14 protein-coding genes are annotated in these 25,730 nt (G+C 60.5%); 5 read left to right on the forward strand and 9 right to left on the reverse strand.

Annotated features, from left to right (window positions below; all coding sequences use genetic code 11):
- Window positions 1-41: 41 nt before the first annotated feature.
- Together rmuC and M1E16_RS20340 are read right to left on the reverse strand one after the other, a co-directional pair.
- A complete protein-coding gene (rmuC, locus tag M1E16_RS20335; protein WP_434631194.1) occupies window positions 42-1,430 on the reverse strand; it encodes a DNA recombination protein RmuC in 1,389 nt (462 codons plus the stop codon).
- 175 nt (window positions 1,431-1,605) lie between these two features.
- Window positions 1,606-1,929, reverse strand: coding sequence for an SEL1-like repeat protein (locus tag M1E16_RS20340; RefSeq protein WP_434572466.1), 324 nt, complete (start codon window positions 1,927-1,929; stop codon window positions 1,606-1,608).
- A 932-nt stretch (window positions 1,930-2,861) separates the two neighbouring features.
- Between M1E16_RS20340 and M1E16_RS20345 the strand changes: the two genes are divergently transcribed.
- From M1E16_RS20345 to M1E16_RS20355, 3 genes are all read left to right on the forward strand, one after another.
- Window positions 2,862-3,086, forward strand: a complete 225-nt coding sequence (locus M1E16_RS20345; protein WP_007898912.1) for a hypothetical protein — start codon at window positions 2,862-2,864, stop codon at window positions 3,084-3,086.
- A gap of 276 nt (window positions 3,087-3,362) precedes the next feature.
- Window positions 3,363-3,845 carry a hypothetical protein gene (locus M1E16_RS20350; RefSeq protein WP_305499463.1) on the forward strand — a complete coding sequence of 161 codons (483 nt, stop codon included), beginning with the start codon at window positions 3,363-3,365 and terminating at the stop codon, window positions 3,843-3,845.
- Window positions 3,846-3,989: 144 nt separating this feature from the next.
- Window positions 3,990-5,264 carry an OmpP1/FadL family transporter gene (locus M1E16_RS20355; protein WP_305499461.1) on the forward strand — a complete coding sequence of 425 codons (1,275 nt, stop codon included), beginning with the start codon at window positions 3,990-3,992 and terminating at the stop codon, window positions 5,262-5,264.
- Window positions 5,265-5,356: 92 nt separating this feature from the next.
- On the opposite strand, the gene M1E16_RS20360 is transcribed toward M1E16_RS20355, so the two are convergent.
- From M1E16_RS20360 to M1E16_RS20370, 3 genes are all read right to left on the reverse strand, one after another.
- Window positions 5,357-5,908, reverse strand: a complete 552-nt coding sequence (locus tag M1E16_RS20360; protein ID WP_458128227.1) for a glutathione peroxidase — start codon at window positions 5,906-5,908, stop codon at window positions 5,357-5,359.
- A 182-nt stretch (window positions 5,909-6,090) separates the two neighbouring features.
- The gene (locus M1E16_RS20365; RefSeq protein WP_458128228.1) at window positions 6,091-7,299 is read right to left on the reverse strand and encodes an MFS transporter; all 1,209 of its coding nucleotides are present in this window, start codon (window positions 7,297-7,299) and stop codon (window positions 6,091-6,093) included.
- A gap of 52 nt (window positions 7,300-7,351) precedes the next feature.
- Window positions 7,352-7,756 carry a MarR family winged helix-turn-helix transcriptional regulator gene (locus tag M1E16_RS20370; RefSeq protein ID WP_434601539.1) on the reverse strand — a complete coding sequence of 135 codons (405 nt, stop codon included), beginning with the start codon at window positions 7,754-7,756 and terminating at the stop codon, window positions 7,352-7,354.
- 300 nt (window positions 7,757-8,056) lie between these two features.
- On the opposite strand from M1E16_RS20370, the gene M1E16_RS20375 reads away from it, so the two are divergent.
- Together M1E16_RS20375 and M1E16_RS20380 are read left to right on the forward strand one after the other, a co-directional pair.
- Window positions 8,057-8,332, forward strand: a complete 276-nt coding sequence (locus M1E16_RS20375) for a response regulator transcription factor (RefSeq protein ID WP_434601540.1) — start codon at window positions 8,057-8,059, stop codon at window positions 8,330-8,332.
- A 51-nt stretch (window positions 8,333-8,383) separates the two neighbouring features.
- Window positions 8,384-9,121 (forward strand): response regulator, encoded by a 738-nt coding sequence (locus M1E16_RS20380; protein WP_458128229.1) that lies wholly within the window; start codon window positions 8,384-8,386, stop codon window positions 9,119-9,121.
- A 53-nt stretch (window positions 9,122-9,174) separates the two neighbouring features.
- Here the strand turns inward: M1E16_RS20380 and M1E16_RS20385 are convergent, their stop codons facing one another.
- The 4 genes from M1E16_RS20385 to M1E16_RS20400 all read right to left on the reverse strand — a co-directional run bounded on the left by M1E16_RS20385 (window position 9,175) and on the right by M1E16_RS20400 (window position 25,432).
- The gene (locus M1E16_RS20385) at window positions 9,175-10,620 is read right to left on the reverse strand and encodes a fibronectin type III domain-containing protein (RefSeq protein ID WP_458128230.1); all 1,446 of its coding nucleotides are present in this window, start codon (window positions 10,618-10,620) and stop codon (window positions 9,175-9,177) included.
- A gap of 70 nt (window positions 10,621-10,690) precedes the next feature.
- A complete protein-coding gene (locus M1E16_RS20390) occupies window positions 10,691-11,641 on the reverse strand; it encodes a fibronectin type III domain-containing protein (RefSeq protein WP_458128231.1) in 951 nt (316 codons plus the stop codon).
- Between the two features lie 405 nt (window positions 11,642-12,046).
- Window positions 12,047-17,002, reverse strand: a complete 4,956-nt coding sequence (locus M1E16_RS20395; protein WP_458128232.1) for a dermonecrotic toxin domain-containing protein — start codon at window positions 17,000-17,002, stop codon at window positions 12,047-12,049.
- A gap of 78 nt (window positions 17,003-17,080) precedes the next feature.
- Window positions 17,081-25,432 (reverse strand): NEL-type E3 ubiquitin ligase domain-containing protein, encoded by an 8,352-nt coding sequence (locus M1E16_RS20400; protein WP_458128233.1) that lies wholly within the window; start codon window positions 25,430-25,432, stop codon window positions 17,081-17,083.
- Between the last annotated feature and the right edge of the window lie 298 nt (window positions 25,433-25,730).

A 25,730-nucleotide genomic window follows, 5' to 3' on the forward strand; every position in this document is an offset into this window, starting at 1 on the left:
CCCTCGCCACAGGGGTTCGGTTTCAGGCCTGGAGTTCTACTTCAGCCTTGGGTGTCCGTGCTGGGTTCTTCCGCCACCTCAGGCAACCCATCCACATCCGCCATCGCCCGTTCCAGCAGCTCCGTCGGCAGGCTTTTGCTCGCCCGGGCGCCGAGGAGTTTCAGTTGTTCGCTGCGGCTGATCAGGTTGCCGCGCCCTTCCGTCAGCTTGTTGCGCGCGGCGCTGTAGGCTTTGTCCAGTTGCTGCAGGCGATTGCCGATTTCATCGAGGTCCTGGATGAACAGCACGAACTTGTCGTACAGCCATCCGGCGCGCTCAGCAATTTCCCGGGCGTTCTGGCTCTGGCGTTCCTGTTTCCACAAGCTGTCGATGACCCGCAATGTCGCCAGCAAAGTCGTCGGGCTGACAATCACGATGTTGCGGTCAAAGGCTTCCTGGAACAGCGTCGGCTCGGCTTGCAGCGCGGCGGAAAACGCGGCCTCGATCGGCACGAACAGCAACACGAAATCCAGGCTGTGCAAACCGTCGAGGCGCTTGTAGTCCTTGCCGGCCAAGCCCTTGACGTGGGCTCGCAACGACACGACATGCTGCTTGAGGGCGAGCTGGCCGATGGCGTCATCTTCGGCGGCGACGTATTGCTGATAGGCCGTGAGGCTGACCTTCGAATCGACTACTACCTGTTTGTCGCCGGGCAGATAAATCAACACGTCCGGCTGGAAACGCTCACCGTCCGGGCCCTTGAGGCTGACCTGGGTCTGGTATTCACGGCCCTTCTCCAGACCTGCGTGTTCGAGCACCCGCTCGAGGATCAGTTCGCCCCAGTTGCCCTGGGTTTTCTGCCCCTTGAGGGCACGGGTAAGGTTGGTGGCTTCATCACTCAGGCGCAGGTTCAATTGCTGCAAGCGTTCAAGCTCCTTGCCCAAGGAAAACCGCTCGCGAGCCTCGGCCTGATAGCTTTCCTCGACGCGTTTCTCGAACGATTGGATGCGCTCCTTCAGCGGATCGAGCAGTTGTCCCAGGCGCTGCTGGCTGGTTTCGGCGAAGCGCTGTTCACGTTCGTCGAAGATTTTTCCGGCCAGCTCGGCGAACTGCGCCCGCAACTCGTCGCGCGAACCTTGCAAGTCATTGAGGCGCTGCTGATGGCTTTCCTGCTGCTCGCGCAGCTCGGCGTGCAACGAAGCCGCCTGGGCATCGAGCCGCCGCAGTTCCGCTTCCTTGTTGGCCCGTTCGAGATTCCAGGCGTGGGCCGCGTCCCGAGCATTGTCGCGCTCGATCTGCAGCAATTCGACTTCGCGACTGGCCGCCGCGAGCTCGGCCTGTTTGGCGGCATTGGCCTGGCTCAGGTCACTGATTTCGTCGCGGCAGGCATCCAGCTGGGCGTTCAACCCGTCGTGGGCCATGTGCGCGGTCGCCAGGCGCTCTTCCAGCAGGGCGAGTTCGGTCTGCGCCGCGCTGGCCTGGCGCTGCAGATGCCAGGCCAGCGCCAGCAACGGCAGCGCAGCGCCCGCCAGGCCAAGCAACAGGCTGGTCAAATCCATAGCCATGACAATTTCCGCGGATGAAATAAAGCCCGAAGGTTAACCAAGCAACCCGGCGTTGCCCAGCTCAGTCTTCGATTTCACCCAGCGCCTGGCGAGCGCGGTGGTCACCTGCCCGGGCAGCCTGGCGCAGCAGGTCCTGGCCAATACGCCGGTCTCGCGCGTTACCGCATTCGCGGCACATCAGCTGGCCGAGACGGCTCTGGGCCGCCACCACGCCTTCACGGGCCGGTTGCTTGAGCAGGCGACCGGCCAGGTGCTTGACGCTGGGGCTGTCGCCCAGGCGCGGGCTGTCGAGTAACCATTCGGCCACGCGCATCGAAATACGCTTGGGTGGGGTAACACCCTGGGGTGTGGAGGTAACAGGATTTGATACTGAGCGGAACTTCATAACGCACTACGGTGACAGGTCAGAAGGCGCGCCACTCTACTCCTTTTTTCGTACGGGTAAAGTCGAAAAAAACCGGCACGCCCGTCCTAGAGCAAGCGCTTGGGACAATCCACAGAAGCTGTGGATAACTCAGTGGACAACCTACCCTGAACTCGCCGCAAGCCCTGTGGAACGGGGCCTGCGCTCAAACTGACGATTTTTTCACCAGCTAAAAAAAGCGATGTTTTTCATTGACTTAAATTTTGGATGCAGGCACCCACCTCAGAATGTTCCTACATGACAGTTCGGTGACAAGCCTCGTCGCAAGTGTGCACAAGTAACACGCGAACGGTTATATCGCCGCGCTTTTTGAGGCATTCAGAGAGGTGGGACCTGGGGATAACCCGGGAGAGCGCCTTGGCTGATCGCCCGGGCTCGCCAGCCACGGAAGGCAGAGCGCGGCGTCCCGCTGGTCGGATTTGAATATTTATTGATCAATGGCCTTCCCTTCGGTAATCCGATCCGTTAGTATCCGCGGCGTTAGTACCAAGCTGAAAGTCAATTCCGGGTCGAACACATCTCCACGGTCAGCCACCCTCAAGGGCAGCCCCACCGATAAAAAGAGACCGACCCCCTCGATGGTTTCCAGGTAAATCTTGCGTCAGCACTGCCTTTGATCGAATGCAAAGGGTGCCTGCCAGGCTCGTTACTCTGACCGAACCAACCTGCAAAATTGATCAGGATCTTCACCCCGGGCCCAGAACCTTTGCCCTTGATGTGTTGCCTGCCCTCCTAAGTACCTACCTGCCAGCCCAAGCGCGCCTTTTTATAGCGCTCAAACTGGCTGCTTTGTTCCAGTCGGGTTCTTCGTTCGACCAATGGTGGTCGACGTTACTGGAACGTTTTAACGCGGCACGGTTCTTAACCGTGTCATTTGCAGGAACACCCATAACATGTCTACTCAAATCCATACCCAGGATGCCATCCGCACCCTGACCAACGCTTTTGCACCAATGAACTGCCTGATCATGGCCGCTCGCAAAGGCTGCTTCAGCTTCACGCTGGTCAACGAACACGGCATCGCCCGTCACAGCGAACGCCTGTATCCAGACCAGTACTCCAGCGCAGAACCGCTGCAGGCCGTGATCGAGCGTACCCGCCAGGCACTGGTTGCCTGAGACGCCCGGAAAGCTGAAACCGAAGACCCCGCCCCGAAAAGCGGGGTTTTTTATTGCCTGGCATTTCTCGATAAAGCGCAACGGCTTAAGTACAAAGCGCTATAACGGCCATAACCGTTCGATGAAGATGGTTTAAAAACAGTCCTTTACAGCAGGGATATGACACTACACTTCAAGTCAAGCGGCCTGATCCGCTTCCGGCGGAGCCTGAACCGATCCACTGCTGCCAAGCCCCACATCTTCAGGCTTCGCCCCTTTTCCCGTCTCGAGGGTTTTATGGGTATCGCTGCCAGCGAACTGTGTCGATACGTGATCCGTCCGACGCTCCTCTACCTGGGGAGTCACAGCACGACGGCGGAGACCTTGCTGCTGGGCATCGCCGCCAGCCAGTCCGGGCTTGGCGCGGCGTTGCACGATCGGCGCGGGCACGGCTTGTACCGCATCACCGAACCTCGCCACCGAGCCTTATGGGACGACTACCTGGCGCTGGACCCGGAGCGGGCCAGCCTGGTACGCGGCCTGGCGAGCCAGCATGCGTTCCTGAGCGGTCCCCATCTGGAACTGACCGTCAACCTGCGCTACGCCACGGCCATCGCCTGGCTGCTGGTGGAGGAACAGGCCACACCGCTGCCCGAGGCCGGCGACCTGTTGGGCATGGCGCGGATCTGGCGACAGACTTTTCACCCCCAGGGACGCCTGCGAGATTTCACCTGTGCCTGGCAAAACTGTGTTTCCCCACTGAATCAGGTCGCTTGCTGAATGGAAAATCAGAAAGTTCCTACAACTTCAGTGAATTTGGTCAGATTGTCCTACAAAACCCCTCTAAATCAAGCCATACAAGCTATAGCGCTTGAAGGAAAATGTTGGTAATTTTCGCGTCGGTGATCACCTGGAGTTCTAACAATGAAAAAAATGATGCTCAAAACCACCCTTGGCCTTGCCGTTACCTTGGCATCCACCCAACTTTTTGCCAGTGGTTTTGCCCTGAACGAACAAAGCATCAGTGGCATGGGCACTGGCTTCGCGGGTCGTTCTTCTTCTGCTGATGATGCAAGCACCGTGTTCGGCAACCCTGCCGGTATGTCGCGCCTCAAGCGCGAGCAAGTGACCGGCGGCTTCGCCGTGATCGACGCGTCCACCGATATCAACGATGCCAGCGGTACCCGCTCCGGCACCAACGATGGCGACATGGTTCCGTTCACCGGCGTTCCGATGGGCTATTACGTCAAGCCTATCGATGATAAATGGGCATTCGGCCTGGGTGTCTACGCCCCGTTCGGCCTGATCACCGATTATGAAAACAGCTTCCAGGGCCGCAACTTCGGCAGCAAGAGCGAAGTGAAGGTCGTGACCTTCCAGCCAACCATCAGCTATGCCTTCAACGACAAGGTGTCGATCGGTTTCGGCCCGACCATCAACCGTATCTCCGGCTCGCTGGAATCGGCACTGACCACACCGTTCTCGCCTAACGACGGCAACGTCAAGATCAAGGGCGATGACATCGGCTACGGCTACAACATCGGCTTGATGGTCCAGGCTACCGACAGCACCCGTGTCGGCCTGACCTACCACTCCAAGGTCAAGTACAAGCTCGAAGGCCACACCGAAGTGAGCCCGGGTGCCGGTACGCCTGGCTTCCTGTTGAGCCGTGCACGTTATGACGCTTCGCTGGACATCACCACGCCTGAATCGGTGGACTTCTCGGTTACCCAGGAAATCAATGACGCCTGGACCGTCTATGCAGGCAGCACCTGGACCCGCTGGAGCCGCCTGAAGGACATCACCGTAGATAACGACCTGACCGGCGGCGGTGCCCTGAACCCAGCCCTCTTCGGCACCATCACCGAAGAACAGAACTGGCACGACACCTGGGCCTACGCCATCGGTACGTCCTATCAGTTGAACAAACAGTGGGTACTGCGCACCGGCCTGACCTTCGACCAGTCGCCTGCCAACAACGAAGACCGCTCGCCACGCATCCCTACCGGCGACCGGACCATCTTCAGCCTGGGTGCCGGTTGGAGCCCGACCGACGACCTGACCATTGACGTGGCCTATTCCTACCTCAAGGAAGAAAAAGTCAACGTCAACCGCAGCAACGCCTTGGGTCAGGCCTACAACGCTGAATACGAAAACAGCGCCAACGGTTTTGGTGTGGGTGCAACCTACCGCTTCTGATGATTCACGGCGAAGCTGAACACTTCGCCAGCTGAAGCGAAAAAAAAAGCCCCGTGCTCTGCAAAGAGGCGGGGCTTTTTCGTGGCTGGCGGTCAGGGTTTCGAAGCGATGGCCGTTTCCACTGCCTTGATGAAGTCCGGGTCGTCAGGTTTGATCCGGCTGGAAAAACTGCCGACCACCCTGCCCTGGCGATCTACAACGTACTTGTAGAAATTCCATTTCGGCGCGCTGGACTGTTCGGCCAGGTGCCTGAACAAGGGGATCGCGTCCGCGCCGCGCACTGGCTGCGGCTCGGTCATGGTGAAGGTCACGCCGTAGTTGACGTAGCAGACCTTGGCCGTCTCCGCGCCATCCTTGGACTCCTGCTTGAAATCGTCGGAGGGTACGCCCAGCACTTCCAGCCCTTCGCTCTTGTAGCGCTGGTTCAACGCTTCGAGGCCTTTGAACTGCGGTGCAAAACCACAGAAGCTCGCAGTGTTGACCACCACCAGGGGCTTGCCAGCGAAGCGCTGGCACAGGTCGATGGTTTCCTTGGCCCGCAGCTTGGGCAGCGAGCCCTCCAGCAGCGGCGGGCAATCAGCCGCCCAAACTTGCCCGGCCGCAGCCAGCAACAGGGTGGGAACAGCAAGCCAGCGCATCAGCATGTCGGATTTTCCTTGAAAGCCTGTCAGACCAGGACGTTACTCCGCCCGCCCGACGCCGTCCATTATTCAGCAGTTACCCATGCCCAATTGCATCAACGCCAACCCGCCCTGGTGCCAGCCCCACCAGGCGAAGGCCAGCAACAGCGCGGCGCCGGCCGCGACCAACCACGGACCGACGCGACTCATGTGGCACCGGCCTGTGCTTGCAGCCGCGCCACCGGACGCTCGCGCACCGGCCAGTTCAATGCCGCCGCCAACAGGCTGAGCAGGATCGACACTTGCCAGATCAGGTCATAGCTGCCGGTGCGGTCGTACACCACCCCGCCCAGCCAGCCACCCAGGAACGAGCCCAACTGGTGGAACAGAAACACCATCCCACCAAGCATCGAGAGGTTTCGCACACCAAACAGCGTCGCAACCGTACCGTTGGTCAACGGCACCGTCGACAGCCACAAAAAGCCCATCGCCATGCCGAAGACATAGGCCGTCGTTGTGGTCACGGGGAGCCAGAGGAACAGGCCGATCACCACCGCCCGCGCCAGATACAACGCGGTCAGCAGCCGCGGCTTGGACATGCGTCCACCCAGCCAGCCGGCCGTGTAGGTACCGAAGATATTGAACAGCCCGACCAGCGCCAGCACCGTTGTGCCGACACTGGCCGGCAAATGCTGATCGACCAGGTAGGCCGGCAGGTGCACACCGATGAACACCACCTGGAAACCACAGACAAAAAAGCCCACGGCCAGCAGCCAGAACCCTGAATGACTGCAGGCCTCGCGCAACGCTTCGGACAGCGTCTGCTCATGCCCGGACAGCGGCGCCGGCGCGTCCTTGAGCATGCTCACCAGAGGCACGATCAGCGCCACCAACAAGCCCAGCGCCAGCAGCGCGGCGGACCAGCCGAGCCAGCCGATCAGGCCCAGCGTGCCCGGCAGCATGGCGAACTGGCCGAAGGAGCCGGCGGCGCTGGCGATGCCCATGCCCATGCTGCGCTTTTCCGCTGGCACGGCCCGCCCGACCACGCCGAGGATCACCGAGAACGAGGTGCCGGACAGGCCGATGCCGATCAACAGGCCGGCGCTCAACGACAGCGACCAAGGCGAGTCGGCCAAGCCCATCAGGAGCAGCCCGACGGCGTAGAGAATGCCACCGATCAGCACCACTTTCGCCGCGCCGAAGCGATCGGCCAGCGCACCGGTGAACGGCTGCGCCAGGCCCCAGATCAGGTTCTGCAAGGCAATCGCGAAGGCAAACACCTCGCGGCCCCAGCCGAAATCCGCGCTCATCGGCGCCAAAAACAGGCCAAAGCCATGTCGCACACCCAGCGATAACGCCAGGATCAGCGCGCTGCCCACCAGGACCCAACCACAGGTACGCCACATCGATGTCATTATTGTTCTCCGGTCGCGGGTATATACCCACTTATCAGCGGACGAACCGGCATCACGCCAGTTCATCCAGCAAGGCCAACAGGGTCGCACGCTTTTCCGCGCCCAGCTTGTCGATCAGTTTCTGTTGCGCCGTTTCCCAGGCCGGCTGCGCCGCCGCCAGTCGGGCACGTCCGGCCTCGGTGAGCTCGACGATACGGTTACGCAGATCCTCGCCCTCGGCCAGCTTCACCAGGCCCTCGCCTTCCAGCACCCGCAAGTTGCGCCCCAGCGTGCTGCGGTCCAGGCCCATGGCCTCGGCCAGGGAAGAAATGCTCGGCTGATCCAGGCGCGCCAGGTTGTTCAGCAGAGAATACTGGGCAACGTTGATCCCGAAGCCGTCGAGGGCGCCGTCGTAATACCTGCTGACGCCACGGGCGGCACGACGCAGGTTGATGCACAAACATTGAGAGGCAAGCATGGTGCGTGTATATACCCGTAATTGATTTAACACAAGTTTATTCAGGAAGTTTCCGACCCCGCGTAGGACGGCAAGCAAGTCGCAGCGATATGTCCTACGAGGTGCGTGGCCTTGTCCTGACAGCCTTTTCCCCAAGACCTGCTTAAAGTCCGCACCTGTCAATCCTGACAGGTTCCGCCGGGATTGAATCCCGATATAAGGAGATATCCCAGCCCTACCAAGGCCTGGGGGGCGCCGTGCAAGCAACACCAGGACTGCACGCGCCCACGCCATCAATGATGATGAATGGGAGATTCAATCATGTACCAAGCCAGCACTGTTTCAAGTCGTTCGCCAGCAGGCTCTACCCACCTGCGCGGCGCAGAAAGCAACGAAGCCCAAGCCGTGCGCCTGACGAACCGGGAGAAAGAATTCCTGCAATGGAGCGAGATCGGCAAATCTTCCTGGGAAATCGCCAGGATCGTCGACTGCAGCGAAGCCAACGTCAATTACCACTTCAATAACATCCGCCGGAAATTCGGCGTCAGCTCGCGACATCTCGCTGGGAAAATTGCCCGGGAGCAAGGCTTGATCTGATGCGGTGTCTCGACGGCGGTATGGATGTGAAGTAACCCTGTCGAGGTAACAATGCCCCTGAATGCCCCGTATTCAAGTTGCAACACGGCCAGCCCCGAAGCGTGGGGCAATGCACCCATGGCCAACAGGCCTCCGGTTGATCAATCGTTGCGTATCATCCTAGCCGACGATCACCCCGTGGTACTCATGGGCATGGAAATGGCGCTGTCGAACCCGGCCTTTTCAATAGTCGCCAAGGCCCACAACGCCGATGAACTGATCGAACACCTGAAGCGCACGCCATGCGACCTGGTGATCACTGACTACTCGATGCCCGACTGCCGCTTTCCCGACGGCCTGACCTTGATGGGTTATCTCAAGCGACACTATCGCCACTGCCCCTTGATGGTGATCACCATGTTGCGCAACCCCTCGGTGCTCAGAGCGTTGCTCAACGCCGGCGTAAATGGGTTGTTCGACAAGCGCAGCCCTCTGGGCAATCTCAAGCAAGCGGCCTTGGCAATCACTAGAGGGCACCGGCATGTATGCCCTGCGTTCAAGGGCATTCTTGAGGCCCAACCCTCGCCAGATACAGCATCCAGCGGCGCGTCAGCCAAGCTATCCAACCGGGAATTGGAGGTGGTGCGCTTGTTTGTCCGGGGCTTGTCGGGCAGAACAATTGCAGCGCAACTCAACCGCAGCGAGAAAACCATCAGCCGGCAAAAGCGCACCGCCATGGACAAGCTGGGGCTCGAGCATGACGGTGGGCTGGTGGAGTTTGCGCGGGTGAATGGGTTGGGCAACTACTAACGCCAGCCTGGCCCCTGCATTTGCCGGACGACTGTGAACGTTGATGGTCTTTCCTACTCTGTCACATTAATGCCTATCGTCGTCAGCTCGGCAATATTCCCGTCCAGATCCAATGAACGTAGCGAAAATGAATGCAAACCGGGGCTCAAACCACCGACCGTGTACCGAGCCCCCAACGTACTACCGACATGTTTTTGATTATTGTAAAGAAGATAGCCACGCGATTCGGAGCCCCCCTCCAGTTCATCCCAGACCAAAGTAACCGAACCAGGAGCTGAAGCAGTTACACGCAAACTTTCAGGAGAATAGTCGGTTGATAGCTGAGGTGTATGGACTAATACCGTAGGCTCGGAAAGATCCCCAGCCAATATTGTGTAGGCCATCACGGTAATAGTGTTGCTGACACCAGGAAGCAGATTTTTCAGCATCTTTGTTTTCAGCGGCCTTGAGACATCACTGTGGTACTCACCATTTACCGTAATCCTCATACCTACCGTGTCCCCCGTCTCATATTCCCATTGCAGCAGGGCAGAACTGGAAGTCTGCGGGTTCAGAGTGACTCGGGGCGCGGGGATCTCCTGACCCGACGCCGGCCCTTTGGTTTTGAACATGACTTCACGGGGAATTGATCTGTTACCTGCCGCATCCTCGGCCCGTACGACGAAGAGGTAGCGGCTACCTGTGCTGAGTTCCGTGTAGGTGCATTGCGTGTCCGCAACAACCCGCTCGACCATACCGTTGCCCCACCGGACGGTCCTATAGGAAACCCCGTCACGTGACGGAGCCCATGCAAGCGTAACCGACGTGTCGGTTAAATCAGTGATTATGGGTATGCCCGGAGCATCATCCCCTTGTACCTTGACAAGTCTGACCGCCGGTTCAGAGGCGTTACCATGGATATCCAACGCGCGCACGTGAAACAGGTGCAGACCGGCATATAGATGAGTGGCAGTGTATTGGGTAAGCGGGGTGTCGTCGCAATACTCATGATTATTGTAGATGACGTAACCATGCATACCGATATCATCGGTGGATGGCTCCCACTCCAAGGTGACCGAATAAAGGCCATTCTCGGATGCGCGCAGATCGCTTGACACGCTGGTCGGAGTGAGGCCTTTGGGCGCGTCGGTTGATGTGGCAGCCTCGGAGTAAACGATATCGTCCGTTATGGTCAAAAAACGTGGCACGCTGGGCGGAGTAAGGTCCTTGGGCACGTAGATAAATGTGGCAGCCTCGGAGATTCTTACTGCCAGGGTTGTGTAGGCAATGACCGTAATGGTGTATTCGCTCTCCACCACCAGCCCTTCCAGAAGCAAGGATTGCTTCGGAACGAATACATCGCTGTGGTAATCGCCGTTGATGGTGATTCTTGCCCCGGCCGCTGCCATTCCCTCAGCCTCGAACGTCCATTCCAACAGGACGGAAGTCGACGTCTGGGGGGTGTAAGTGACACGGGGCGCCAGAGGTTCCGGAGAAGATGACCCGGTGGTCTTGAACATGACCTCACTGGGAATGGATTCATTTCCCGCCGCATCCTGCGCACGCACGACGAAGAGGTAGCGTGAACCGCTATTCAAGTCGGTATAAGTGCATCTGGCGTCCGTAACCACAGTGGAGCCCCACAGTTCGCCCCCGCCCCAGCGGATGAGCCTGTAGCCGGTCACCGCCTTGTTGTGCCGAGGGTGCCCAGGACAGCGTCACTGAAGTATCGCCTATGGCATTGACCGTCGGAGTACCGGGCTGGCTTGGCGGTATGATTTCATCCACCGTGGCTTGCAACTTGCTGAACTCAGAATACACACCGTCAGCCTTGGCGCGAACCTGGAAATCGAAACGATACGGAGGGCCGGACGACCTCTCCGCAACCCTGAATTTGTAACTCAAGGCCAGGATATCCCTGGTGAACCCATGGCCATTGACGGTTCCCTCGTGAGCAGGAAGAGCCCAGTAGTTCGGGGCCCAGCTCAGTTTGCCGATTCCGTTACGTTGTCTGAAGCTCAATATCGGCGGACGCAACAGGGTTCTGAATGTCGCTGAGGCGGACTCCGACTCGGATTGGCTATGCTCATAGCCCGCACGAACCTCGACGCGATAATTGGTATGGTTACGTAGATGCAAAAGCGTGCATTCGAGCAAATCGGTTTGCACGACAACGGCGTCATTGAGGTAGACCTTGTAGAGAATCTTTCCGCCAATGCCTGTACTTGCGCCTGCTGATGCAGTCCACGTCATCTGTACCGATGAGTAGGTCAGATCCTTCAGCTCAAAATTCCGCGGCTTGCCGGGGGGTGGCAGTTTGCGCAGTCGGACAGGACTGGGGCCTGAAACATTCTCGCCGGCAGCTCTCGCACGCACGTAGATCAGGTACTCCTCGTCCAGGCTGAGCCCACTGATCTCGCAAGGCGGCCTTACGACATTGATCGTCGCAAAGTCCTGGCCAGAGACTTCATAACCCACCGCATCAGGACAGAGGGGGCACGTAGCATAGGGTTCATCCCAGGTCAGGAGCGCTGTCGTCACGCTGGAGCGATCTGCGCGCAGACTCCCTGGGCTACAGATTCGCGGGAAGGGAGCAGCCGCCGGCGGGAGCCCGTTTGCAGACTTTGAACTTGCCATACTGCTTCACTCCTTTTGCACCGTGTCGGCCATGGGCACACCGATGACCATCAAATCCGCCAGCAGCTCGATCATTACCTGGCAGTACCAAATGCATCCCGTCGTTCTGCGAGGCCAGAAGAACCGTGAGCGAAGTAAACGGGTTTTTTTTTTACCGCGATACTGTCAGAGTTGACAGGTACCAAGTCACGTTCAACTCCCTCCAAACACACCCAAGCCAAGCCCTCGCCACACCTTGCCGCCCCATCACAACCCGCAACAAACCGAGCCGCCCCCGGAAGGCCGACCACCGCCGGCCTTCCCGAAGACCTATGGCACGCCCCGGCCTACCCACCAAGGCCCCACCAGTTCCTCGGTAGCCTGCATGGCGACACGTTCGGCCTCGCTGGCCTTCACCGCACGAAATATCGCCCATGCCCGTCGATACTGGTCTTCGTTGAGCTGGACGGCGGCGTTGCCCCAGACCACGTCCGATGCCGCTTCCAGCGCCGGGCCAGGTAGCGCTTGGGGAGGAGCAAGCAGATAGTCGCGCAGCACCTGCGGCCAGTTGGACGTGTCGACCGGCGTGCTGGAAGCCTCGGTCAAGGTTTCGCCGAGCTCATCCCACTGTGTCTGGAAGTCGGCCCAACGCGCCGACATTTCCCTAAGGTAAGGGAACCAGTAAAGGTCACCGTACTGCGGGTTTTCCCATGTCGAGAATGCCCCCTGGGTTTCGAGCAGGCGCTGGACGAAGCGCTCTCGAGTAGCGTCATTGGCGATACGCACGTCATCCCATCTTTGCACATCACTCAGGTATTGCTGCCAGGCACCGAAGAGATCATGAATGAACGAGGCGAAGGGTGGCTGTTGGGGCTGAGCCATTGCGCGGCACCAGCTCAGGAAGATCGCGAGGTGCGTTTCCAGCTCGTCCAGGATCGGCGGCATCGCCTCATCCAGGATGGACAGGGGCAGATGCTGCAAACGCTGGCAAATGCGCTTTCGAAACGCATCAAAACGTTCATCGAAATCGGGAACAAGCCCTGCCAGCTGCGCCGTCTCTGCGTCCAGCTGGAAAAAGCGCCCGGCAATGGCCAGGGCGCGATCCCTCCCGCTATCGAGATCGGGACCGAAATCGTATCCCTCACTCTGCTTCACCGCATCGCTGAGCCAATCCAGGAATCGTCCATCGGCAGGATTCTGGCGCAGGGCTTCAAACCGGCGTTGCACCGTTTCATTACCCATCCAGATGTCCCGGCTATAGGCGAAGCTTTGCCCGGTGCCGCGCAGACGCTCGATCTGCTCTGCCGGCAGAGGATTGTCATCCAAGGCCACAACCATCCTCTCGCCCTCCCCAAGCGGGCGCGCCAGCGTCGGCAACAGGGCTTCAACACTGGTAATGCGATTGCCCGACAGGTCAACGGCGAGCAGCCCCAAGGGATCGCGTCGCAGCAGCGCGATGACGGCCAGGGGAACGCTCTCGATCCGTGCCAAGGAAAGATCCAGGTCGGTCAGCTGGGATAGTCCTGTCAGGTCCGGCAGTTCGCTGATGATATTTCCGCCCAAGTTCAGGCGCCGCAGATTGGCCAACTGGGCCACAAAAGCAGCACTTTGCGCGTCCAGGCGCAGTCGGCAATTCGTCAGGTCGAGCAACTGCAATCGAATCAAGCGCCCGATGGCCTGGAGTTGCGCTGGCGCGAACCCGTCATTGTCCAGCCACACCAACTCCTCCAGCCTGGGTAACCGGCCCAGCGCCTCAATGGCAGAGACGCCGCCGGGCCCCTCGGCGTCCATCGAGGTATCGATTCCTGACAAATCCATATGTTGGAGTTCAGAGCCCGCCCCCGCCGCGAGCAGTGGGGTAAACGTCTGGTCATCAAATACGATCGGGTTGCGGCCCAGGTGCAACAGTCGCAACCGCGGCATCTGCGCAATTGCCGGCGGGCAACGGGTCAGACGATTTTCACTGAGCCAGAGAGCCGCTACGCGAGGGAACAGATGCAGAAAGTGCGAAGGGTCTGGCGTCAGCCCCATATCACGCAATATCAGCAGCTCGACGTGGCTGAAATCAGCGTCGATGCTCGGCAGCACCCCGACCGTATCGCCCTCCACCGCCAAGGAGAAGACTTCCCGCACTTCACCTTCTTCAACCAAGGTGGATGTCCTTTCACGCCGCCAACATTTACGCAACTCCTTGCCAAAATGCTGACGTGCTTCCAATCGAACAGCCGGGTTGTCGTGTTCAATTTCATGATGCTTGCCCGCTGCCGTCTCCCAATTGCGCAGGCTCAAGTCGAGCCGGCTCCATTCAATCTCCTTGTCACTTACCAACAACTCGATGGCCCTGCCGCTACTGATGCTACGCGCCTGCAATTCAGCCTTTACGGCGGCGCTGATGTCTTGGTCGGGGTACAAGCTCCAGAGGCGTTCGTCCAGCGTGCGGCGCGCCGATACCAGCGCCGAACGGTCGATCATTGGATAGCCGCCCAGTAACCGCAGCTTCGGCGGTGTCAGCGCGAGCATGCCCAGGTGCAGGCGCAACGACGCACGGGAGTTCAATGCGCGCTCGAATAGGCGAGCACGCAGGTCACCTTGCCTTTTATTAGCCAGCTCCATGGGGTTGGGTTGGTTATCGAACAATATGCGCGACAGGGCGATTTCAAGGTTGGTCAGCGCGGTGAGTGCCTTGCCCGTCTCGTCAAATAACTGGTAATGCGCTCCGGAGCGGCGGATAGTCTTGAGCGGTCCCCGCTTGCCCACCCTCAGTGGACCACCGATAAATCCCTTGTCAAGAATGAGCTGGACTTGTACCTCTCCGTCCATGTTATGCAGTTCGGGGCCGAGCAAGGCCATGACCAGCCGGTCGCGGTCATTACTCGCTTCGGAGGCCAGCATGAACTCCAGCGCACGACAGATTCGCAGCTCCCGCAGGGCCTCGACCGTTCGCCTGGCGAGGCTGTTCGACACCCGGCCGGCCAGCAGCCCTTGCAGTTCCTCGCCGGTTACGCTTGCCAACAGCGAATCGAGCATGGGGCCTGGCAGACTCGGGAACAGGCGATGCATCAGTGCTGAGCCGGGACGGGTTTCAAGCGCGGTAAACGCGTCAAGATCGGCGAAGGCGTCGATCAGCGGATAGCCGTTGGTCTTCAGCCTGTCGGCGAGTCGGTCGGCGAGGCGTTGATGGACGATCGTCGGCTCCTGTGCTGATGCTCCCTCGCCCAAAAGTGCACGCATTTCGGTTGATCCAAGCTGTGCGAGCAACCGCTGCTGCCAACGACCGGCTCTGAAATCCGCCACGTCGAGAAGCAGCTCGGCGCCGGTTCCTGGCGAGGCGAAGGAGGTGCCTGCTTCGCCGCTATAACGAAACGCCCGCTGGGCTGGCCAGCCGGGCAGTTCCGTGAGCATTTGCACCATGCCCCGCGGCACACTTGGCAAAGCCTCGCCGGCGCGTAAACGGACCTCGGCCTCCAGCAACTGCTCGCGTGCTTCGAAGCGCCGGGCCATGTAAAGCAACTGCCCCGGCAATGGCGTGTCGTTCAGCGCCGCATAACGCAGTTGCTCATCAGTGATGCCTGTCGACCACTGGGCGCGTTGCAGGCTTATATCGGGCAACAAGCGAAACCCGGGAACGACTTCGCGCAGCAGGCGAAAGCCCGTCATGCACAAGGGGCTCTGATAAGCCCAGCGCCACCCTCTGGCTCGGCTCCACTCAAGCGCCGGCTCCATTCCACGATAATTCGCCGGCAACTTGAGGCGCAGCGAACGCTCATAGCCAACGACCTCGTAGAAGTGTTCACCGACCTTGATCCAGGCTCTGCCGGCGGCACGCCAGACGCCAAACTCGTCAGGCGCCAAGCCGGCCGGGGGTGAGCGTTTGGCGATGAAGCCCGTGGTGAGACCGTGCCACAGCCGTAGACTGTCATTGACCAAGGGCACGGGAAACATCTCGCTCACCAGGCTGTTAGCCGCGACATCGCCCGCGGCCTCCATGCCGGCGTCCAGCGCGGCATCGAACAGATGCCCAATCGCCTGGCGCAGGTGGCCCTCGCTCAGGTGCTGGATGCCCTCATAAACATCCTGGACGAGTTGCCCGATGCCGAGGACCGCCGCCGCGGATTCCACCACCTCGGCGCCAGCCACACAGATAAGGACCAAGGCAATGACTTCAATTTCAAGGTTCAGCCACCAGTCGGCGTTCTTTGGCAATGCGTTGCGCTCGATAAGAGCCACCGGCCTCGCGACCTCCGATGCACGTGTCATCACGCTGCTGCGCCAATTCTGATAAAGGCCGTGATAATAACCGTCAGGCACTCCGCCCGCGTTGAAGTCCCATTGCTCATCTTTCGCCCTGTGCTGCACAGCCTTGTCGAACCAGCCCCGGTCGCGCAACGGCATAAGGCTGCGCAGAAATGCGGCATCGTCCGTGCGGGTCAGGCGTGCGAACAGGTCCTTGGAGAAATCGAGCGAACTGGAATATTGCTTGAGCGGTGCGACAGGGTCGCCGGGAATATGAACCACTAACGGTATCGTCTCTACTGCGGTGCCAGGGTGCCGGGCCCAAAACACCCGTACGCCACGCAAAACCGCCGGGCGATTCGCGCCCTCCGTATGCTTTAACTCAAGACCGCTGATGTACACCGTCGTCAAGGCTTCCACGGGACGGGCGGCATCGAGTTGGATACGGACGTAAGCCAGGATGCGCTCGCCTTCGGTGTCCAGCAGGCCTTGCATTCGGGCCCGTTGCGCATCGTGCTGAAGCAGTGCCTGATAATAGTCGAGGTATTTTATTGCAAGACGCGGCACATCAACCGTTTTGCTCGGCCATGCAGGCATCTGACCCTGCAGCTCCGTTTGATAAGCAGCGCCGATGTCGAGTTCGCGGCACAGCCTCGCGAATTCACCAGGCTTTGTACGCGAGGCCCAGCCACTATCGGGACGAAGCTCAAAGTGGCTCCCCCTGGCAAATGCTGTCGCCTGGGTATCGGCTCGGGTGAAGTTGTACAGCGCCCAATCAAACAGCGAGTGTCTTTTGCGTTCATTGGGCCTGACCAGAAACGATGACTCCAAGTCAATCGACGCGCCAAACAACCGGTCCATCGCCGGTTGCAGGCGCGGTAACGCAAAATCGCGTATCGAGGGGATAGTCTTTATTGCATCGTTCAACCGATACCCGGTCGTGGCCAGGCTGAGGGCAGCCTCGCGCATTTTGGCCTGTTCGGCAGGACGTGCCTCAAGCAGCCAGGCGGGAAGCCGGCTGCGGATAAACGAGCGGTAAGCCAAGGTTGGCATCTGAAACCTCCATGATTGTGGAGGCCTCAGTTTGTGCAGGCGCCCGGCGGCCTTGGCGGTACATATATATAGGGCGGCTCACTCAGGCGGATGGAGTGCGTTGCCCTCCTCGGCGGTCAACTCGCTGATCAGCCGTTGCTGGTTCGCCTCGTGCACGCGAATCATCTCCTCCAGGTGGGCAGCGCGCTGCTCAGGGTTGTCAGCCGGATACACATCATCAATGTCCAATACCCGCTGCCGATACTCGGTTTCGAGGCGAGCGAAACGAGCGGCGTAACGTTCGCGCAGGTACTGGGTCCAGAATGGCTGGAGCTGGCCGTAGTTGAGCAGCCCTCCCAAGCGCTCCTCCTCCAGAACAACCTGTACCACCCTGGACAGCTCGCCGTGCCTGATCCGGGCAGCGCCGGCAAATGCCATGCTTCCAGGCGCGACAAGAAGGCCGAGGGGCTCGCGCGTGCCGATCAGGTAAGCCATGCGTACCTCGGCAACATCACGTCCCATGGCCTGCCGATTGGCAATGACCTCGACCGCATCGGCCCGATACTTGGCCCGTAGCCGCTGGTAGAACCAGGCCCCTCGTTGCTCTTCCGGCATGCCGGCCGGCAGCGCCTGATGAACCATGGCCTCGGTTTCGATCCGGGCAAACTCGACACGCAAGCCATCCACACAGGTTTCCCCCTGCGCGCGCATTCGCGCGCCCTCCTCGGCCATATCATTCAATCGGCGGCGCAACACCGCGTCGTTGCCGGCTTGTTCAAGGACCGTCCAGACCGAGCCGATCAGTTCAGGTCGGCGGGCAGCGTGGAAAAAATCGTTGGTTTGCCGCAGTTGATTGATCATGGTCATGAGGTTCGAAGCGCCTGCCCGCCCGATGTCTTGCCATAGTTGTCGGCGACGTGCCGCTTCGAGTTCATCGAGTCCTTCGAGCCATGGGTCGACATTGGGCGTAGGGATCGGTCCCGGTTGAGCGAAGTGATCGAGCTGCAAGCCATCCAGTTCGAAGGTAAAGCGAGGGACACCCGGCTGCACCGCGGCCATCGAATCGAGCAATCGCTGGGAAAGCTCGGGATCGAGCGGGTTGCCTGCCAGCACTACTTCGGTGGACGCCTGATGATTGCCTTCGTTGCTGAATACATCCTCCGGAATGTGGGTGAGGAGATTTTCGGACAGGTCGAGTTCTTCCAGGCTCGATAGCAAGTGTGCGTCTATCCAGCGGGGAAACTGTTCAATATGCATACGGCTGAGATAGAGGCCCGCGTTGGCACCGAAGCGATTGGCCAGGGCCGTTGTGTTGTCGATCGCTCCCAGGCGGTTACCGCCCAGATTGAGGTGCATGAGATTGGCGACCGAGGCGAACAGCTCGATTGCCGGCTGGTCGATTTCAATCCCCAGGTTCGTCAATTCCAGCCACATGAGTTCGGGGAGCGAGCGAATGGCTTCGGGGAGCCTGGCTATCGGGCTCGTCGGGCTGCTGATGATCAGGCTGCGCACGGCCTGGAAACGTTCGATGAGCTGCCCGAGCTCATGGTGACCAAGACCAGGCCGCCGTATCTCCAGGTCGTGCACCGCCTGGTAGGCCTGCGCTGGAAGATTGTCCGGCGGCAGTTCCGTCAATAACTCCAGCGCCAATGTCGCGCCCTGGCCGCTGCTGCGGTAGCGTTGATGGGCCTCGAACATCCGCGCACCGAGCCGTTCTCGCGCCACGCGAACGGTATCGGGCACGGGCGTGGTGGAGCTGCTCGCCTGCGCCCACTCGGTGAGGACCTGACGAATTCGTAGCGACTCCTCCTGCCAGGTCTGGACCTGCCGGCGCAACTCGCCAGGTAACGGCCTGTCGTCAATGAAAAACCGGTAGCGACGGTTCTCCCCGTTGGCGAAGAGGACCCTGGCCCGGACCTGTTGCGGCAGGGGATTGCCCTCCAGTCTCACCTCGGTGTGGCGGGCGGCACTGCTCGGGTTGGCCAGCAATCCCGCAGGTATGGCGTCGATCCGGTTATTGACCAGGGACAACTGCTCGGTCGCGCTGAAATCGACGATCGGGAAAACCTGAAGCCTGCAGCCGTCCAGAATGATCGAGCGCAGCCCGAAGTCGCTCAGGTCGAAAATCGCATTGTCCGGCGATGTCAGTCCCCTCGCGCCGGTCAGGTCAAGGATCTGCAACGTGGTAATCCGTCGAATCGCATTCAGATGACGGGCGGCGTCGTGCATGTTGAGCAGGCTCAGATGCAACAATTGCGGGACGTGCTGGGGAGGTGGGACAAAAAAACCCATGAGATCGGAGCAGTCGATTTCCAGGCGGGAAAGGTTATTGAACCTGCTCAGAGGTTCCCGGTTAAGCCAGCGTACCCCCGGCCCCAAACGCAAACCGTGCACGCTCGAATAAAAACAAGGCGGCAGGTCGGCTAGCGACTCGACAGGCACATTGCCGAGTTGCAAAACCGCCGGGGGCAGATTCAGCTCAGTTGCCCAGGCATCAGCCTGCCAGTGCGCCATCAGCGCTGTGTGCAGGTCCCGGTGCTCCTCAATGCGCGCGGGAGAGGTGACAGCCAGCATCCTTTGCCTTCGTTCGAGTGCTTCGTTCATGCGCGCACGCTGGAACCCCATTGTCGATAAGGTCTGGGCAATTGCCTCAGCGCTGCGGCCTTGTGCGCGCAGAGTGGCCAGTGCGGCCAGTGCTGCATCAGAACCGGAATCGCCAGGAACATGGAGCGCCCGCATGTGCTCCAGCAATCTAGCCTCAGGGAGCGGCTCTTCGAACCGGGACAAGGCTTGCTGCCAGTTCGGCACCCGGGTCGGCTGGATCGGATGCAGCGTAGCAAACGGAAAGTGCCGCATGGCCGCTTCGAAAGCCGATCGCCCGTATGCCGGGTCGTATATTCCAAACGAATCCGCCATGCCCATCTGTGGCAGCAGCGGGTACGCCGTTGTCGGTGCGAGCACATCATTGAACAATCCGGTGCCAGTCAGCCTGGAATGCTCGCGGTAGAAGTCCTGCAAGTGCTGGCGGGTGCCCCTGGGTGCGATGCTGTCGTAATGGGCCCGCCCGGCTTGATAGCGTTGCGTCATTTCCAGTGAAATCGCCTGCAGGATCCGGTTGTCCGGGCGACTGGCAAAATGGCTCGGCTCATAACCGGGGCCCAACGCGCTGCGGACCCAGTTGCCCAGCAACAGCCCGTCGTCAGTGGCGACGAGCTGCCCCGGTGGGATGGAGATCAGGATAGCGCTATCGACATCCAGGTATATACCACCATAGGCATTCAGCAATGGATAGCGCAGCACGTGCGAGGCGGCGGGATAATAAGGAAGCGCGGCACCGGTGATATGACGGTATTGCTCGCCCAGAGGGGTGCCGCTCAGGTTCTGGAAAAATAGTTCGTCGTTCAGGTTCCTGATCACCAGGTCGGGCACCAGCTCGCCCGCCTCCTCGGTGAGTCGCTGCAGTGCAGCGGGCTCCAGATCCACATGCAAGATACTTTGGAAGCTCGGAGCCTGGCGGGAGTTAAAGGCCATATTGACCAGGGCATCGCGCCCGAGCGGGTCCCGCCCTAACCAGAGATAGTGGATAACGGCCGGAACCGGTTCGAGCTGCATCGGCATCGCCGGCAGTGCAGGCAACTCGACGGTCCGCAGGTTGCCTGGGGGCGCCAGCAGCGCCGGCCGGTTGCGGAATTCGATGAGCGTACCGCGTTGCCATTCGCCTGCGGCGTTGCGCCAGAGCATGGCGCCGAGCTGACCGCCGCGCCTTTCTCGCCATCCACCTTCCGCGGCGTCATAAATGACCTGAACCGCGATGCGCACTTGAAAATCGGGGGCCGCACCTTCCACCCCATCCATGGGCAAGGTGACTAGACGCGGGATTGGAGGCTGCGCTGCGCCCGCCGGAAGCATCCCGCCAGCCAGCCCGCCCTGAGCCAGGCGCCATTGCTGCTCGGCCTTGGCATATTCCACCAGCGGACCGCTGTGCTCGCCACGGCTGATGCGCAGTTGCGCATTTGCGCTGCGGTGCACCTGATACAGGTTGCCCTGCATGGAAATGTATTCGGCGCCGCCCAGGCGATACAGGTGGTCCTGCAAAACCGCGCCGCTGATATCCACGTCCCGCGCATGCAGGTCGATCTGCTGGGCGATACTCAGCTTGCGATTGCCCCAGCTGAAATCCGCACGAAAATTCCCCGCTACCGTCTCGACGGGCCCGCGGGTGACCGCCGGCAGACCCAGCAGTCTTTGCGGGGCAAGGGCTGCACGCCTCACCCCGGTATAACGGACCTGTTCCTTTACCAAGGCGAAAGCGCTGCCCAACCGCCCATGAACCTGACGCAGGCGCCAGAGCGTTTCGTTCAACATCCTGACGCCCTTCCACCCGGCCCTGCCCACCAGCGCAAGCAGGCCCCACGGCAGCGGATTCAAGGCTTCCAGCGTTCCGATCAGCAGCACTTTGCTGAAGGCGGCGCCCGCCACGCCAGTCTTGGCCAGCCGCAAGGCGACTTTCGACACCCCCAGGCTGGTAGTGCGGGCGACCACCCGCCCCAACGTTACCGATGCCGTGTAACCGCTCCTGAACGCGCCATTGAACGGCAGCAGGAACGTGATGACTTCCAACGCCGCGAACAGCACCGTGGCGGTGCCGACCCGGTCGTGCTTGATGTCCAGATAAAGCGAGTAGAAAGGCACGATGAAGCTCAGCGGCAAATCAAGCCCTTCATGCCATCGTTGGTATTCGGCTTCCAAAGGCGTGCGCCGCCGGTAGAAGGGACGCAACTGGCGGACCACCTGGCCAAAATGATGCTCCTGCATCAACTTGCAGAATCCCTCGACAGCCTGGCGCTCCGGTATCACCTGTTGGTGACGGCGAGGCCGATAAGGATTGTCGAACAGATACGTCAGCTTGCCGCCTTGTTCCCTGGAAAGGCCCTCGCGACCTTCGATATAGGCCGTCATATCCAGCGCGGGGAGTCCGCTGAAGTCGTAGACCTCCTGCACCTTGCCCGGGTAATAAACCGTCGAGCCGTAATATTGGTGGACTCGAACGTCCGCACCGATTTCGAGAACAACCCTGCGAACCGTGCCGGAGGGGCAGAACAGTTCGTAGGCATAGCCGTCTCCCAGCGCAAGCACGCCGAAATGGCCCAGCCTGTTTGGCTTGCCTTCGGAATCCTTGAAGCTTACCGACACCAGTCGATCGGCAGCCAGCAGCTCCCGGCGCTGATGCGCGGGAAGATCAAGGATGGCGTCGATCATCTTCTCGCGCTGAGCGGCGTCGCTGGCCTGTTCAAAGCGGTCATAGGCCTTCTCGAATCGAGCGGACAATGCCGGACCACCGAGCTCCTTGCTCTGAAAGCCGAGTTCCTCGTCGTTCAGGCCACAGCCCTCCACATTGGTCATGTAGCGCTCGACGTTGGACATATAAGGTCCGTCCCACTCCTTGGAGATCCAGCTGCCGATCCACTTGCTCAACGTAATCAGGATACTGTCGAACCGGCGTTTCTCCTCCAGGCTCGTCAACCGCTGCTTGTCCTGATCGACGCCGGGCGCATCGATTTTCATCTGCGCCCGCGCCATTTCTTTCCGGTCCGGCGGCGGTTCAAGCAACGCGTTGAGGTTTTTCTCCCGCCGCTCGCTATCAGCATGGGTAAATTTAATGGCCTTTTGCGCATCGTCATCGGCGACTTCGTCGAGGCCACCGACATTCAACTGGCCTCGGCACATCGCGAAATAGATCGAGGCATCGTTGCGCAGCGCCGCACAGGCGGCTTGCTGAGCTTGCGTCAAGCTTTCCGTCAGGACATTCGCCCACAAGGCTTCGAGATCGGTGAAACGCTTGCGCCAGGCGAGCCCGGGAACCGTTGCCTGGGCCAGTGCCACGGCGTGACGGAAATCCACGGCCGTCTGTGTATGGCCATACAACAGGGTGGGAGGCAGCCCTCGGACCAGAAACGCCGGAGCATAGCGGCGCAGCAACATGACCGCCGCCAGGCTGCCAGCCCACTCTGAATGCCGGGCGAAATGATTACGCAGATGCCCCCACAGCGCGTCCAGCACCTGCTGCCAGGTACGGTCCCCCAAGGCTGGGTCGTAGAGATTGAAGCCGCACAGATAACCGGCGCGGTGTGTCTCGGGTGGGTACAGGTAATCGGTGAGGGCCGAGAGCGCGAGCGCCTGGCACCGCTCGGGGTCGGTATCGGCCGGCCATCCCGCCGGCTTGAGCAGCGCCTGTTGCAAGCGCTCGAAGGCCGGCGAATCGATAAGCGCGTCCAGCAGCGGATTGATCTCTTCGGCCAGCTTGTCGGGCGAAGCGCGGCTGTAGTCAAAAGCCCGGGGCGCCTCCAGCACGGTGCAAAGCGCCTCGACATCCGGCATGGCGGTGCCGCCGCCGATGTGCCGGTGCACCACAGTGCGGCGCCAATTCTGCGTGACGAGTTGGGCGTCGATCCAGTCGGCGCAGGAGAAACAACTGTCAATCACCGCGCCGAGGGGCAACAGTGCATTGGCGATCGCCAGCGTTTCGTGAGGCGTTGCTGGTTTGGCCGCGTCAAGCAACCCGGCCTGGAAATGGAAGACTTTGTGGCGCCCGCCCTGATCAGGCCAAGCCAGTTCGGCCGGACTCGCCTGTGCAGCCCAGAGTCGGCGGGCCAGGCATCTGGCCAGGCTTGGCGCTGCGTCGGCGCTCGTGGGGAAATGATCAGGCAAGGCCTCGAAAAGGCGGGCGGTTATTTTTGCGATCTCAGCCGTACCGAAATAAGCGGCGAGCCTGGCGGCATGAACATTGTCAGTGATGGGTTCAGCCTGGTGGTCGGCGACCTGTCCTGGGAAAACCTGCATCAGCGATACGGGCTCAGGTTGACCTTGCAGTGGCAATGCGACATCTGGGTGGACTTGCAGATGGCAGGCCTGAAGCAGCCGTTCAAGATCAAGCGTTTCGGCGGCACGCAACGTCCGTAACGCCAATGCCTCGGTTGACCAGGTGGTTTCGCTGGTCAATAACCGGTCGATACGTTGGCCCAACTCATCCAGGGAGCCGGTCTCAGGGACGTGTCGATAGGCCTGCTCCAGGTCACTGCGCAACCGCTGGAAATTGCTTTGCGCCAGGTGCTCGAATACATCGTCGCTCAGTTGGCGATAACGACACAGCTTCGTCGCGCCAGGATCATGGAACCCCACCTGCGCCCGCTCCCGGGCCTGGATGTAACCCAGCCAGGGCCGGAAGAGACCAGGGTCATTGAAGCGCCGCTCCAGCTCGACCCGCAGCGCGTTCAGGTGGGCAAACGGCTCGATGCCCAGATGAGGGGCAACCAGCATGACGGAGCTTTCCCTACGCGTGCCGATTACCAGCACGCCATGCAGTTGCTGGCGGCTGCCATCAGGCATCTCGATGTACAAGGCCGTTACATGGATTCGCCCCTCGGCCTCGACTGTCAGGTCCTCTCCATGGAGGACCGTGGCGCCGCGAATCTGCGACACCTCGCGCAAGGTCTGGAAATCTCCAGCCCCCACCACGCCATCGGCGCAGGCCAGGCGCGCCTGTAGCACAAAGCGTTGGCGGTAAGCTTCGGCCAGCGTGGCGAAATCGCCCTCAAGTACTTGCCCGTCGCCGAAGGCCTGGATGCGAGCGGCAAATGCGTTGAGCTGCGACCCTTTGACGATCAACCGAAACGCCAGCTGTCCAGGCCGCTTGTCGGTGAGCTCGTAGGAGTCGTCGGTATTGAAGACCCGGGCCTTGGCGAAACTGGCGTAGATGATTGACGCCAGAGTGTGCGGCTGCGCGTCAGCGGCAATGTGCTCCGTCACTGCCACTTGCTCGAAGTCTTCCAGGCTGTCGAGCCTGGCGAGCGGCGTAAAGGCTTGGGATATTTCCTCCTGGAGCAGGGCCAGCAACCCCGTCGCGGAGGTCAGTTGCTGGATTGGCGAAGGCCGTTTGCTCAGTGTCTCGACCCAGGCTTGTTGCTGGCTACGCAAGGAACTGTCGTCAGCGAGGCTGGCCAGCAGAGCCCAGGCGTGTTCGCTCAACGGTCGCCGGCTGTGCGCTTTCAACTGCTCGATCAGCGCCTGCCTGAATTCGGCTCGTGCCGGGGGATGGGGTGTTTCGACAGGGTATGCCAGTTCAGGTGCCAAGCCTTCCCAGGCCGCGAGACTCAATTCGCCAAGGACTTTGCGCACGGTAAAAGGATCGACGCCGTCCACCGCGACACCTTGCAGCCGGGCAACCTCCTGTCGCACCGCGGCCTGGGTGCCGAGAACGGTAATGAAGTGGCGGTCGGCCCAGCGCTCCGGGGCCACGTTGAAGGGAGCGAGCAATTCGACCAGTCGAGCCAGGAGGATCAGCGCTTGCTCCGCCATCGGCGGAAACTCGGCACGGGTAACGTTCGGCAAATGTCGCGCATAAAGATCGGCAACGATCTGGTCAAGGTGGACCTTGGATTGGGTGGTCGTCATGGGTATTCCAATTCGTGAATTCGAACCGATACCCTAAGCAGCGCCTGATCAGGCGAGGTGGTACTTATTTATAGGCTGATTGCGACTTCGTATCGGCAAAAAACCGGGGTAGACCTGCTGCTCATATAAGGTCTTCGCCAGACCCGTGGCGAGGGAGCTTGCTCCCGCTCGGCTGCGAAGCAGCCGTCAAGCGGCTGGTGCGGTGTGTCTGATGCTCCGCATGTGGCAGGTTTTGGGGCCGCTTCGCGACCCAGCGGGAGCAAGCTCCCTCGCCACGGGTCCGCCGTTTCCCTCAAGT

It is taken from the genome of Pseudomonas sp. Z2-11 (assembly GCF_054161305.1).